The sequence below is a fragment of the Clostridium lentum genome (assembly GCF_014287815.1).
Lineage (GTDB): Bacteria > Bacillota > Clostridia > Clostridiales > Clostridiaceae > Clostridium > Clostridium lentum.
Window position 1 is genome coordinate 29451 of the sequence record NZ_JACOOQ010000013.1, and the last position, 12704, is coordinate 42154.

The 12704-nt window shown below is 30.1% G+C and carries 13 protein-coding genes; all 13 read right to left on the minus strand.

From position 1 onward, the window contains the following. Positions 1–132: 132 nt before the first annotated feature. Positions 133–645 carry a hypothetical protein gene (locus H8R92_RS08525; RefSeq protein WP_186835211.1) on the minus strand — a complete coding sequence of 171 codons (513 nt, stop codon included), beginning with the start codon at positions 643–645 and terminating at the stop codon, positions 133–135. A 106-nt stretch (positions 646–751) separates the two neighbouring features. Beyond that, a complete protein-coding gene (locus H8R92_RS08530) occupies positions 752–1081 on the minus strand; it encodes a hypothetical protein (RefSeq protein WP_186835212.1) in 330 nt (109 codons plus the stop codon). A gap of 26 nt (positions 1082–1107) precedes the next feature. Then, a complete protein-coding gene (locus H8R92_RS08535; RefSeq protein ID WP_022211192.1) occupies positions 1108–1572 on the minus strand; it encodes a hypothetical protein in 465 nt (154 codons plus the stop codon). 145 nt (positions 1573–1717) lie between these two features. Next, positions 1718–2305 (minus strand): ribosome biogenesis GTP-binding protein YihA/YsxC, encoded by a 588-nt coding sequence (gene yihA, locus H8R92_RS08540; RefSeq protein WP_022211191.1) that lies wholly within the window; start codon positions 2303–2305, stop codon positions 1718–1720. Then, complete coding sequence (lon, locus tag H8R92_RS08545; RefSeq protein ID WP_186835213.1) at positions 2295–4622, minus strand: endopeptidase La; 2328 nt, start codon at positions 4620–4622, stop codon at positions 2295–2297. Before lon ends, yihA begins: the two co-directional genes overlap by 11 nt. A gap of 113 nt (positions 4623–4735) precedes the next feature. Further along, entirely contained in the window at positions 4736–6394 is a 1659-nt protein-coding gene (lonB, locus tag H8R92_RS08550) for an ATP-dependent protease LonB (protein WP_186835214.1), read from the minus strand. 139 nt (positions 6395–6533) lie between these two features. Next, positions 6534–7829: an ATP-dependent protease ATP-binding subunit ClpX gene (gene clpX, locus H8R92_RS08555; protein WP_022211188.1), complete on the minus strand. Its 1296-nt coding sequence runs from the start codon at positions 7827–7829 to the stop codon at positions 6534–6536. A gap of 41 nt (positions 7830–7870) precedes the next feature. Next, a complete protein-coding gene (gene clpP, locus H8R92_RS08560; protein ID WP_022211187.1) occupies positions 7871–8458 on the minus strand; it encodes an ATP-dependent Clp endopeptidase proteolytic subunit ClpP in 588 nt (195 codons plus the stop codon). 161 nt (positions 8459–8619) lie between these two features. Continuing rightward, positions 8620–9894, minus strand: a complete 1275-nt coding sequence (tig, locus tag H8R92_RS08565) for a trigger factor (RefSeq protein WP_022211186.1) — start codon at positions 9892–9894, stop codon at positions 8620–8622. A 107-nt stretch (positions 9895–10001) separates the two neighbouring features. Further along, entirely contained in the window at positions 10002–10796 is a 795-nt protein-coding gene (locus H8R92_RS08570; RefSeq protein ID WP_186835215.1) for a hypothetical protein, read from the minus strand. 20 nt (positions 10797–10816) lie between these two features. Beyond that, positions 10817–11017 carry a hypothetical protein gene (locus tag H8R92_RS08575; RefSeq protein ID WP_186835245.1) on the minus strand — a complete coding sequence of 67 codons (201 nt, stop codon included), beginning with the start codon at positions 11015–11017 and terminating at the stop codon, positions 10817–10819. A gap of 48 nt (positions 11018–11065) precedes the next feature. Beyond that, positions 11066–12295, minus strand: a complete 1230-nt coding sequence (locus H8R92_RS08580) for a TcaA 3rd/4th domain-containing protein (RefSeq protein ID WP_186835216.1) — start codon at positions 12293–12295, stop codon at positions 11066–11068. Beyond that, complete coding sequence (locus H8R92_RS08585; RefSeq protein ID WP_186835217.1) at positions 12285–12629, minus strand: hypothetical protein; 345 nt, start codon at positions 12627–12629, stop codon at positions 12285–12287. Before H8R92_RS08585 ends, H8R92_RS08580 begins: the two co-directional genes overlap by 11 nt. Positions 12630–12704 lie beyond the last annotated feature (75 nt).

The window sequence follows — 12704 nt, forward strand, 5'->3', positions numbered from 1 at the left end:
ATATTGCGGCCTAAAAGGGGGATGGGGGGGTTTTTAGCTTAATGAAGAATTTATCTTCATTTGCTATAGGAGAATACTTCTCCGGTACACTATTATTATTTCCCTTTAATTTTCTTTTATACACTTTCTCCCTTAATCTTTAAATGCACCTTTAGCATATAATTCGATTATTTTATCTACAAATGGCACTCTTTCTATTGATACTATATTTCTAAGAGACCTTAATAGTTGCATGTTTTCATCATTTACATCTACTTGAAACTTTCTATTATTCTTTGGTAAATCTTCATTAAAAATATCCATTTCCTCATTTACTACAGATTCGCTATTATCATTATTTATATTATTAACGCTATTTACATTATCTGTTCTTCCTCCATTGTTACCCATTAAATTTTGAAGCATGCCTAGATTAAAATTATTAAAATCTATTCCGTCCCTATTCATATTTTGAAGCATATTATTAATCTGATTCATATCTATGTTTCCAAACATACTTAACAACTGGGCAGGATTAATTCCAAAAGGTCCGTTATATTGCGGCTGCTGCCTAGCCTGTTGCTGTGGTTGTCTTTGCTGCTGCATCTGTCTTCTTCTATTTTCAGTGGTATTATCCCTTTTGCTTTTATGTCTTCTCTTTGACATTTTCCCCCTCCTATTATCTTTCTATTAAATTATATGTATTTAGGTAAAAAAAGTAGCATATTTTTATAATATTTTTGGAGGGTTAAAAAACCCTCCACCCTCTACACTAGCAGCAGCAATTGCTTTCACAGCAACAATTTGAGTTGTTTGTGCAGCAACAGCTTCCGTTGTTTCCATTTCCACCAAAGAAACTTCCGCAACCTCCACATAGCAAGAATAATAAAATAATTAGATATGATGAACCACTACATAATAGTCCTGATCCACAAGCTATTAATAAGAATATAATAGGTGCTACACAACTATTAATTCCTGAAAATGGATTTCCGCAGCATCCACCATTGTTGTTATTATTGTTATTACAGCAACAATTTTGTGGACAACATGGCTGACAACAGCAGCAACATTCATCTTTGTGATAATGTTTTTTTGACATTTCAACATCTCCTCCTTATTTACTTTCTAGTAGCATCCGCCAACAAGGCCGTCTAGTCCATCACAAATTCCACAATTTCCTAGTCCGTAGTTTCCAAATCCACTGCCTAATCCGCAATTTCCGAATCCTCCACCAAATCCGTTATTACATCCGCTACATAAGAATAAAATAACTAATAAGAATAACCATCCACTGCAGCCTCCATTTCCATAACCATTATTTGAATTCCCTTGACAGCAGCAACAGTCATTTGATCCATTATTACAACAACAATTATTTCCTACATTATTTGTACTTTGATTAGTATAGAATAATATTAATAATATCCAAATCCACCAACCAAATCCGCAGTTTCCAATACCAGCATTGCCTAATCCACCAGCATTGCCTAATCCACCTAAATTGCCACATCCGCAGCCACAGCCACAGCTACTACCAACTGATGAATAATCTGATGGTTGCATTTCACCAATGATATCGTTCATTTGCATAATTGATTCCTCCTATTGATTTAAATTTATAATTAAATTTATACTATATACTATTCTCCCGCAAATAATTTGACACTATTTTATTCAATGCTTTATTTTTATACTATTTTTTCTTACAAAAAAAGAACTGCCATTTGGCAGCTCTCTACTGAGATAAATCACCGAATAAAATATCATTTAATTGTTCTGCACCCTTCTTATTTAAAGACGAGAAGAAACATAATGTATCATTTTCAGTTAATTTTAATGTTTCTTTTATTATTTTTTTACTTTTTACTAAATCATTGTTAGATAGTTTATCACTTTTAGTTGCAACCACTATTACATCATATCCATAATGTTTTATCCATTCATGCATAGTAATATCATCTGCTGTAGGCTTATGTCTTGAGTCAACTAATAAGATAACTCTCTTTAATTCTTCACGAGCTGTAAGATAAGTTTCAATTGTTTTTCCCCATGACTCCTGCTCTTTCTTTGATACCTTTGCATAACCATAACCTGGTAAATCAACTAAATAAAACCCATCATTTATTAAAAAGAAGTTTATTAGTCTTGTCTTTCCTGGGGTTTGTGATACTTTAGCTAATTTTCTTCTATTAGTTAAAGCATTTATTATTGAGCTCTTTCCAACATTAGATCTTCCAACGAAAGCTACTTCATTAAGTCCATCTTCTGGATACTGCTCTCTTCTAACCGCTGATGTTATAAATTCTGACTTGTTAATTATCAATATTTTCAACTCCAATTAAAGCATTTTTTAATACATCTTCCACATGAGCTGCAAAAATTAAATTTAATTTATTTTTTACAGTACTAGGAATCTCTATTATATCTTTTTCATTATCTTTAGGTAAAATTATTGTATCTATACCTATTCTATGTGCTGCTAAACACTTTTCTTTAACGCCTCCAATAGGAAGTACTTTTCCAGTTAAAGTTACTTCACCTGTCATTGCCACAGTCCCTTTAACTTTCTTTTTGGATAGGGCTGATACTAAAGCTGTGACAATAGTTACCCCTGCTGAAGGTCCGTCTTTAGGAACTGCTCCTTCTGGCACATGTATATGAACATCTTTGCTCTTATAGAAGTCTTCATCAATGCCATATTTTTTACAGTTAGCTCTTACATAGCTATAAGCTGCTTTTGCTGATTCTTGCATAACATCTCCTAGCTTTCCAGTAAGTTCTAACTTCCCATTACCTTTCATCACTACAACTTCTACTGGCAGTGTATCTCCACCATATGCAGTCCATGCTAATCCATGAACAACACCTATTGTATCCTGTCTATCAGCTTTCTCAAACTCAAAATATTTATTTCCTAAATATTTTTTAAGATTATTTACAGTAATAGTAACCTTTTTCTTCTTTGTCTTAACCATTTCAGTTATCGATTTTCTAATAACCTTATTAATTTGACGTTCAAGACTTCTTACTCCTGATTCCCTAGTATAACTATTTATAATTTCTCTTATAGCACCTTCAGAAATCTTTATTGTTTCTGCATCTGTGTTATGCTCTTCTAAGGATTTAGGAATTAAATGCTCTTTTGCTATATGATATTTTTCTTCATAAGTATATCCTGATACTTCTATTATTTCCATTCTATCAAGAAGTGGTCTAGGAATAGTTTCTAAGGTGTTTGCTGTAGTAATAAATAAAGTATTAGATAAATCAAAATCTACTTCCATAAATGTATCCCTAAAAGTTTTATTTTGCTTAGGATCTAAAACTTCTAAAAGTGCATCTGCCGGATTACCTTTGTAATCGGAACTTAATTTATCAATTTCATCTAATAATATCAATGGATTATTTACTTTCGCTTCCTTTAAGGCATAGATAATTCTTCCTGGAATAGCTCCTACATAAGTTCTTCTATGACCTCTTATTTCTGCTTCATCTCTTAATCCACCAAGTGAAATCCTAGCAAACTTTCTATTTAATGAGTTAGCTACAGATTTTGCTATAGAACTCTTACCAACACCTGGTGGTCCTACTAAGCAAAGAATTGGTCCATTCAGTGATTTAGTATATTGTTTTACAGCTAAATATTCTAAAATTCTTTCCTTCACTTCTTCTAACCCATAATGTTCATCATCAAGAATTTTTTCTGCCTTTTCTATATTAAAAGAATCATTACTTGATTTGTTCCAAGGCAATTCTATAATCCAATCTAAGTAATTTCTAATATTATTTCCATCACCTGAGTATGATGTTTTTAATCTAGATAATTCACGTTCAGCTTTTTCACGAACTTCTTTTGGCATTTTTGCCTTACTTATTCTCTCTGCGTAATTATCTATCTCATTTTTTTCATCATCTTCGCCAAGTTCTTCTTGAATTACTTTTAATTGTTCTCTTAGGAAATATTCTTTATTGGACTTATCTAATTTATTTTTAACTTTTTTCCCTATACTATTTTCTATCTTAACAATTTCTACTTCTTCCTTAATAAATACTAGAAGCTTTTCAATTCTCTCACCAATATTTATTGTTTCAAGTATAGTTTGTTTTTTATCTTCATCTAATTGAATATATGCAGCTATTAAATCTGTGACTTTTCCTAGTTCTTCTTCTTTAGTTATAACTTCGATAACTTTACTTTCGTCACCTTCTGTAACCCTAATATATTCTTTAAAGGCTTTAGATAGTAAATTTCTTAAAGCTGAATCTTCATTTTCATCTTTTAAGTTAAGTTCATCATCAATTTTTTCAACTATAACTTCTTTAAACTTCTTATCATCTATTAAGTCAATTATAGCTGCTCTCTCAACGCCTTCTACCAATACTCTTGTAACGCCTTTTGGCAACTTTAAAATCTGCTTTTTCTTACAGATAGTCCCTATTGAATAAATTTCGTTTCTCTTTGGATCCTCAATTTCTGGATCTATTTGAGACACTAAAAATATCTTGCTATCTTTTAACATTGATTCTTCTAATGCTGAAATCGACTTTTCCCTACCGACATCAAAATGTATAATCATATTGGGAAAAATAGTAATTCCTCTTAGAGGAATAGCTGGTAAATTAATTGAATCCTTATTCATTTTCCCCCTCCATTCAATCCTTTTACAAATTATTTTATCTAACCTACTTAGTATACACATAAAAGAACATTTTTTCAACTTTACTTAGGATTCATTTGGTAATTTAAACTATTTTACTGGTATCTTTCTGCTGATAATACGTCTACTGATTCAATTGTATCTTTTAAAGGTATTATAGAATTTTCTATAACCTCATTTATACTAATTACAGGAATAACTTTTATTTTTTTGTCCTTTAATAAACCTTCACTATAGTTATCAATTGGAATTAATACTTTTTCTGCTCCAGCTTTTGATGCTGCCATAATCTTAGCTACAATTCCTCCTACAGGCTTTACAGCTCCTAAAATACTTATTTCCCCAGTCATAGCTACCTTATTATTTACAGGTCTTTTAGTAATTGCACTATATATAGCTACAGCTATAGTTATTCCTGCTGATGGACCATCTACAGGCACTCCCCCTGGTATGCTTATGTGAATATCATATTCATCACAATTTAAGTTATATAAATTATTTAATACAGTAATTACATTTTCTATTGACGAATATGCAGTGCTCTTACGAATCATTTTTCTATTGTTACTAGATATTTCTTCCTCTTCAATAATTCCTGAAATTTTTAAGCTCCCTTTTTTATTTTTATTTAAATTAGCTACTACTTCTACCTCTATTAAAATACCTATATTACTTCCATGCACTGCCAAACCGTTAGCTATACCTATTTCTGCCTTACTTCTAACTTTTTTTTCAACTATTTCATGATATTCTCCATTTTCAATAACCCATAATATATCCTCTTCACTTATATAATCACGCTTTTCATTTATAGCCACACCAGAGCAAAGTTGCACTAGATTTATTACTTCTCTACCATTGCTACAATGCCTACTAATGATATCTAGCCCTCTATTAGATATGTTTAAGTTTACCTTATTTATTGCATTTGATGCTATAGTTCTAATTTCAGGGCACTCTAAAGGTTTAAAAAATACCTCAACGCATCTGGATCTAATGGCTGGTGATATTTCCTCAGGTCCTCTTGTGGTAGCACCTATAAGCCTAAAATCAGCCGGAAGCCCTCTCTCAAATATTTCCTTTATATACGTAGGCATATTAGTATCTTCTGAACTATAGTATGAACTATCTAAAAATACTTTTCTATCTTCCAAAACTTTTAATAGCTTATTTAATTCTATTGGATGAAGTTCACCAATTTCATCAATAAAAAGTATTCCTCCATGAGCTTTAGTTACTGCTCCAGGTTTAGGTTGAGGAATGCCTGCAACCCCTAAAGATCCTGCTCCTTGGTAAATAGGATCATGCACTGATCCTATAAGTGGATCTGCTATTCCTCTTTCATCAAATCTTAATGTTGTAGCATCTATTTCTACGAATTTTGCTTCCTTCTTAAAAGGTGAATTTTCCATACTTTTAGCATATTCTAATACTAGACGTGCTGCTGCAGTTTTCCCTATACCAGGAGGACCATATATAATTACATGCTGTGGATTTGGCCCACAAATAGCAGCTTTTAGTGCCTTTACTCCTTCTTTCTGACCTATAATTTCATCAAAGGATGAAGGCCTACTCTTTTCAGTTAATGGCTCTGTCAATCTTACACTTCTTAACTTAAGTAACTTTTCCATTTCTTTTCTGTTTTCTTTATCAATAATATTTACTTTACTATAATTATTCTTATTACTATTAAAAAGATAAATTATAAATAAAATCATCATTACTATTTGTAAAAAAATCAAAAATTCACTCATATTTAATAATACCCTCCATTTGCATTTAATTATTAGTATTATTAACTTAAAAATATTCATCTATTCTTAGATTAAAATAATAAAAATATAAAAAAAGATATTACAAAATAAATAATTATTTTGTAATATCCTTGAAAAATTAAGCTGTTTCAACACCTTTTTTCTTTTTTGCTTTTTTAACTTTTATAGCTGGTCTTGTTTCATTCTCTGCTAATCTAAGTAATTCTGGTTGCTTTTTTTCTTTGATTGCTTCTTCAGTAATGATAACCTTATATACATTTTCATCTGAAGGTGCTTCAAACATTACATCAACCAATATATCTTCTAGAATAGCTCTTAATCCCCTAGCGCCAGTCTTTCTCTTAATAGCTTCATCAGCAACAGCCTTTAAAGCTTCTTCAGTAAACTCTAACTCAACATTATCAATTTCAAAAAGTTTAGAATATTGCTTTATTAAAGCATTCTTTGGCTTACTTAAAATATTTATTAATGCACTTTGATCTAAAGATTCAAGTGAAACTACCATTGGTACTCTTCCAACAAATTCTGGAATAAGTCCAAATTTTAATAAATCTTCTGGTAATAAATCTTTTAATAAAGCTCCAACATCTTTAGTTTCTTTAGAGTCTATATCTGCACCAAATCCCATTGAACTCTTTCTTGTTCTCTTTTCAATTATCTTATCTATACCATCAAAAGCTCCACCACAAATAAATAATATATTAGAGGTATTTATTTGAATAAACTCTTGATGTGGATGTTTTCTTCCACCTTGAGGAGGCACTGATGCAACTGTTCCTTCTAATATTTTAAGTAAGGCTTGTTGAACACCTTCTCCCGAAACATCTCTTGTAATTGAAGGATTTTCAGATTTTCTTGCAACCTTATCTATTTCATCAATGTAAATTATACCCTTTTCTGCTTTTTCAACATCATAATCAGCATTTTGTATAAGTTTTAAAAGAATATTTTCAACATCTTCTCCAACATATCCTGCTTCTGTTAATGTTGTAGCATCAGCTATAGCAAATGGTACATTTAAGAATTTAGCTAATGTTTGTGCTAAAAGTGTTTTACCCGAACCTGTAGGTCCTAATAGTAAAATATTACTCTTTTGTATTTCTACATCATCATCAATCACGTTGCTTTTTATTCTCTTATAATGATTGTAAACCGCAACTGATAATGATTTTTTAGCTCTATCTTGACCAATAACGTATTGATCTAAATAATTTCTTATTTCAGATGGTTTTGGTAATGAAGTTGTATCTAACTCTACACTTTCCTCAAACTCATCTTGAATTATATCTGAACATAGATCTATACACTCGTCACAGATATACACTCCCGGCCCTGCAATTAATCTTTTTACCTGGTCTTGACTTTTTCCACAAAAAGAACACTTTAATTGCTTTTTATCTTCATATTTAGCCATAACCTCACCTCACTTCAGCTTTTTCAATCTATAATAATTTTCTATTTACCATGTCTTACTATTACTTCATCAACTATACCGTACTCTTTAGCTTCGTCAGCTTCCATAAAGTAATCTCTTTCAACATCTCTCTTTAATTTTTCAAGATCTTGATTGGTATTTTCACTTAATATTAAATTAAGCTTTTCTTTAATTTTTAATATTCTCTTAGCATGAATATCAATATCTGTAGCCTGACCTTTAAATCCTCCTAAAGGTTGATGTATCATTATTTCTGCATTTGGAAGTGCAAATCTTTTACCTTTTGCACCACATGAAAGTAAAAATGCTCCCATTGATGCAGCCATTCCAATGCAAATAGTGCTTACATCTGGCTTAACATATTGCATTGTATCATAAATAGCCATGCCTGCAGTAATTGAACCACCTGGACTATTTATGTATAAATATATATCCTTATCTGGATCTTCGCTTTCTAAAAATAATAATTGAGCAACGACTAAGTTAGCAGTATCATCATTGACTTCACCGCTAAGCATTATAATTCTATCTTTTAACAGTCTTGAGAAAATATCATATGATCTTTCTCCTCTTCCTGTTTGCTCCACAACCATTGGAACTAAACTCATTTTGCTCCCTCCTTTTCTCTTTTAACCCTTCTCTTAATAATATATCCAAAATGATAAAAGTAATGATAATTAAATTATATATAATTTACATTAATTTGTTAATGATATATTTTAAGAATTGCCAAAATTTCTTCTGGCAATTCTTTATTTCTATCTAAATATTAGTTATTTTCTTTTAAGAAGTTTATAACTTTTGAAGTCATTACATCAGCTACTAATGCTTCTCTTTGGTTTTGTAATAATAACTCAACCATTTTTTCATCGTTAGCTCCGTAAAGTTTTGAAACTTCTGATGCTTTTTCTTTTAATTCTTCATCAAGAACTTCCATTTTTTCAGCTTTTTGAAGAGCTTCTAAAACTAATTCAGTTTTAACTTTAGTTTCAGCATTTTCTTTCATGTATTCTCTCATTTTTTCTGCATCTGTTCCTGTGAATTGGAAGTATTGTTCTAAAGTTAACCCTTGATATTGTAATCTTTGAGCTAAGTTTTGAACCATTCTATCGATTTCTTGTTCAACCATAACAGCTGGTATATCCATCTTAGCATTTTCAACTACAGAGCGTAATATAGCTTCTTCATACTCTCTTTCAGCTCTTGCAGTATTTGCTTCTTCTAATTTCTTAGTAGTATCTTCTTTTAAAGCTTCTAAAGTTTCGAATTCTGAAACTTCTTTAGCAAATTCATCATCAAGTACTGGTAATTCTTTTGCTTTAACTTCTTTAACTTCTACTTCAAATTTAGCTGGCTTTCCGTTTAATTCTTCTTTTCCATAGCTTTCTGGGAAAGTAACATTAACTTCTACTTTATCTCCAGCTTTAGCTCCTACTAATTGTTCTTCAAAGTTATCTATAAATGAACCTGAACCTATTTCTAATGAATAGTCATGTCCTTCTCCACCTTCAAATGCAACTCCATCAATGAATCCTTTGAAATCTATAACAGCTATATTTCCATTTTCTATAGCACCTTCTTTAACTTCAACTCTTGCATTCTTTTCTTGCATTTCTTTTAACTTAGCAGAAACTTCTTCCTCAGTTACTTCGTAAGTTTTCTTTTCAACATTTAACCCTTTGTATTCTCCAAGTTCTACTTCTGGGTAAACAATTACTTCAGCAGTATATATTAAATCTTTTCCCTCTTCAGCTTGAACTACTTCAACTTTTGGGAAATCTACAGGTCTTACATTATTTTCTTTTAGTGCCTCTGCATAGCTTCCTTCTATTGAAAAGTTAACTGCATCTTCTAAAAGAACTTCTACTCCATAGTATTTCTTTACAACGTTCATTGGCACTTTACCTTTTCTAAATCCTGGCACATTGAATTTCTTAATATTCTTCTTATATGCTCTTGTTAAAGCTTCTTTAAATTTATCTGCTTCAACCTTTACTTCAAATTTAACAACGTTAACGTCGATTTTTTCCATTTTAGCTTCCATTGTATATTCCTCCTACAATTAGTATCTCTTGTTACATAATACAACTTAGTCATTATAACATATCTAAGCTAATATTTTCAAATATTTGTTCAATAAAATTCCTGTATCTATTGTACTAACTCTCCGTTTGAAGTAATATATCGTACATTGCCGTCAATATTTACCTCTAAACCTTTTTCCTGCATCTGTCCAAAAGTAATTTCTGTAGATTTAGAAGCCCATATAGTAAAGTGTGTATTCATATTTATGTCTATTATGGATATATATTTATTTAAATTGTAGCCAAAATACGGAATATTAGTAATATATGCAATTTTATTTTCACTTATTTGTACAGGTGTACTATGCCATATATATCCTTGATATAAAGCTCTTATATTGTCTTTAATATATATTTCTCCATCAGGCCCAACATATTGTGCTAATGTTACATTCTTAATCTCTCCGTTAGCATATACTATGTTAATATTTTGATTTGGATCTAATACCACTGCATCTTTACCATTGTTGCCTATATAAATATAATAATTTTCTGGAACTTCCTTAACAGATTCAATTAGTGTTTCTGAATTTTCTTCCTTTAACTTAAAACTTATAGGGGTATCTGAAATAGTTACATCTAAATACTTTTCTACAGGTGTCTCTTCTACCATTGGCTCTTGTACTTCTGAACTTTCATTAGTTTCATCCGTCTGCACCAACTGTTCATTATCATCCGTTTCCTTATCTTCGTCAACCCATGCCTGAAGTCTATCCTTTAATTTAGAAAAATCATAATTAGCAACTTCTGTTACCAATATGCCTATAATACATATAGAAAGAATTCCAATAATAATTTTCTTTCTCTTTCTTTTCCTCATTATTTTTTCATAATCCTTACTAAATATGCTAGGCTTCTTCATAATACCTCTCCTCTAAATGATTACTTCTTAATTTCTAGTTTTGTGCTCTTCTTACAACATCCAGTTGAACAATTACATGTAGCACATTTTCCACTGCTTTTGCATCCTCCACATTTTATTATACCTAATTCTCTTAATTCTTGAACAGATAATTTAGCTTCATTTACATCATAATCTTCATATTCTGGTGTTTCTTTTAAAATTCCTTGTTTTTTTTCCATTTCCTCCTCCTGTTTTTTAATATTATCCTATTTGGTATTAATATATACTTATTGCTCATCTAATTCCAATTCTATTCTTTGGCTACTTTCAACTAACCATTTTCCTTCATCATATATTAAAACAATTAAAAAACGTTCTTCTTTTTCTTCCTTTATGAAAGGAAGTATTTTTTTAGCAACACTATAATTGATATCTACTAAGATATTTGCTACATACCTTTCATTCTCATATTTAAACTCACTATTGGCAATTTTTAATTCTAAATCATCTATGGTATAGTTATTAGAAAAAATCATGGTCTTTTCATAAATGGAATTGAAAATTTCTTCTCTTGAATTTTCTTCAACATTTTCCATTAATGATATATCTTTATTATTTAAAGAGTCAAATAAACTGTTATAAAATCCTCTTAATGTGTTTTCTATAGTTGCTAAAAGCTTATCATTAGCCATATTTATATCAAGTTTTAAAATATTATCTTCTTGAATCTTCACCTCTGGACTTTTAACCACTCCCCAAGGAAATTCTTTGGTAAGATAAATAATTATATCTTTATTCTTTGGTATAGGTCCATATGTCTTAATTTCACTGACAGTTTTTTCAGTGTCTTTTCCATTAATATAAACTTTTGCATCATTGAAATTAGAATATAATGTAATATATTCTGCTGCTACTTCAACATTTATGTCTCCATCCTCTAAAAACTCCATGTCCTTACTTTCTGCAATATCACCATAATCTGTTTTTAATTTATATGAAACTTCATATCTTCCAGGTATTAAAGTAACAATTTCTTCATTCACTTCTTTTCCATTTATATATATAATGGCTTCTTTTATATCTGAAGCAATACTTATGCTTATAGTACTTATATTTAAATAATAATTTTCCCCAAAAAGCCCTTTTTCACTTTCAATGGTGAAAATTACACTTTTATTATTCTTTTTAAGATTATCAACTACTCTCTCAACATCTTCGTCATTAAGTAAAAAATAATCAATTAATGGTTTTAATTCATCATCATCTGCTTTTACTCCATCAATCTTTATATTTTTTTCTGCCCAGTTTTCTTTTCCTTTTAGTAAAGCCATTTCCAGCTGATTAATTAATTCTTTTTTACTCATAGGCTTAATTAGATTAAAAACACTGACCCCTATAGCTATAATCAAGACAACAATATATACTTTAACTCTTATAGTTTTTTCTTCACTCTTTATCTTATTAAGTATACTATAGAAAAACTCTTTTATAGTTTCCTTCATTTTGCTATATTTCATCCTCTAAAATTCCTAGTACCCATTTTCCACAATTTACACACATATGAATTGTAATTATAAATGTATCTAACATATCTTCATCAATATTGCCTAATGTCATTAACTCTTCCTTTGTAATAAACTCATCATTTGAATCTATAAATCCTTGTATCTCAACAACATAATTCTTATTTGTTTCATTACAACAGTCATTTACTCCAACACATTCTATTTCTTCATATGACAATCCATCTTGTAATTCCTCTATTATAGGTAATATATCTTCAAATTCACTGATATCATCTAAGAAATCCTCTTTTCTAAATACTAAATCCTTTATTTTAAATAATTCCATATCCAGCTAACTCCTTTGTTTATTATCAAGCTATATTTTATATTATATATATTATACTATTCAAGATATATCTGT

What these genes read in the sequence shown, in the direction of transcription:
- H8R92_RS08525 (WP_186835211.1), bottom strand. Translation starts at nt 645, where the DNA reads ATGTCAAAGAGAAGACATAAAAGCAAAAGGGATAATACCACTGAAAAT.
- H8R92_RS08530 (WP_186835212.1), bottom strand. Translation starts at nt 1,081, where the DNA reads ATGTCAAAAAAACATTATCACAAAGATGAATGTTGCTGCTGTTGTCAG.
- H8R92_RS08535 (WP_022211192.1), bottom strand. Translation starts at nt 1,572, where the DNA reads ATGCAAATGAACGATATCATTGGTGAAATGCAACCATCAGATTATTCA.
- lon (WP_186835213.1), bottom strand. Translation starts at nt 4,622, where the DNA reads ATGAATAAGGATTCAATTAATTTACCAGCTATTCCTCTAAGAGGAATT.
- lonB (WP_186835214.1), bottom strand. Translation starts at nt 6,394, where the DNA reads ATGAGTGAATTTTTGATTTTTTTACAAATAGTAATGATGATTTTATTT.
- clpX (WP_022211188.1), bottom strand. Translation starts at nt 7,829, where the DNA reads ATGGCTAAATATGAAGATAAAAAGCAATTAAAGTGTTCTTTTTGTGGA.
- clpP (WP_022211187.1), bottom strand. Translation starts at nt 8,458, where the DNA reads ATGAGTTTAGTTCCAATGGTTGTGGAGCAAACAGGAAGAGGAGAAAGA.
- tig (WP_022211186.1), bottom strand. Translation starts at nt 9,894, where the DNA reads ATGGAAGCTAAAATGGAAAAAATCGACGTTAACGTTGTTAAATTTGAA.
- H8R92_RS08570 (WP_186835215.1), bottom strand. Translation starts at nt 10,796, where the DNA reads ATGAAGAAGCCTAGCATATTTAGTAAGGATTATGAAAAAATAATGAGG.
- H8R92_RS08575 (WP_186835245.1), bottom strand. Translation starts at nt 11,017, where the DNA reads ATGGAAAAAAAACAAGGAATTTTAAAAGAAACACCAGAATATGAAGAT.
- H8R92_RS08580 (WP_186835216.1), bottom strand. Translation starts at nt 12,295, where the DNA reads ATGAAATATAGCAAAATGAAGGAAACTATAAAAGAGTTTTTCTATAGT.
- H8R92_RS08585 (WP_186835217.1), bottom strand. Translation starts at nt 12,629, where the DNA reads ATGGAATTATTTAAAATAAAGGATTTAGTATTTAGAAAAGAGGATTTC.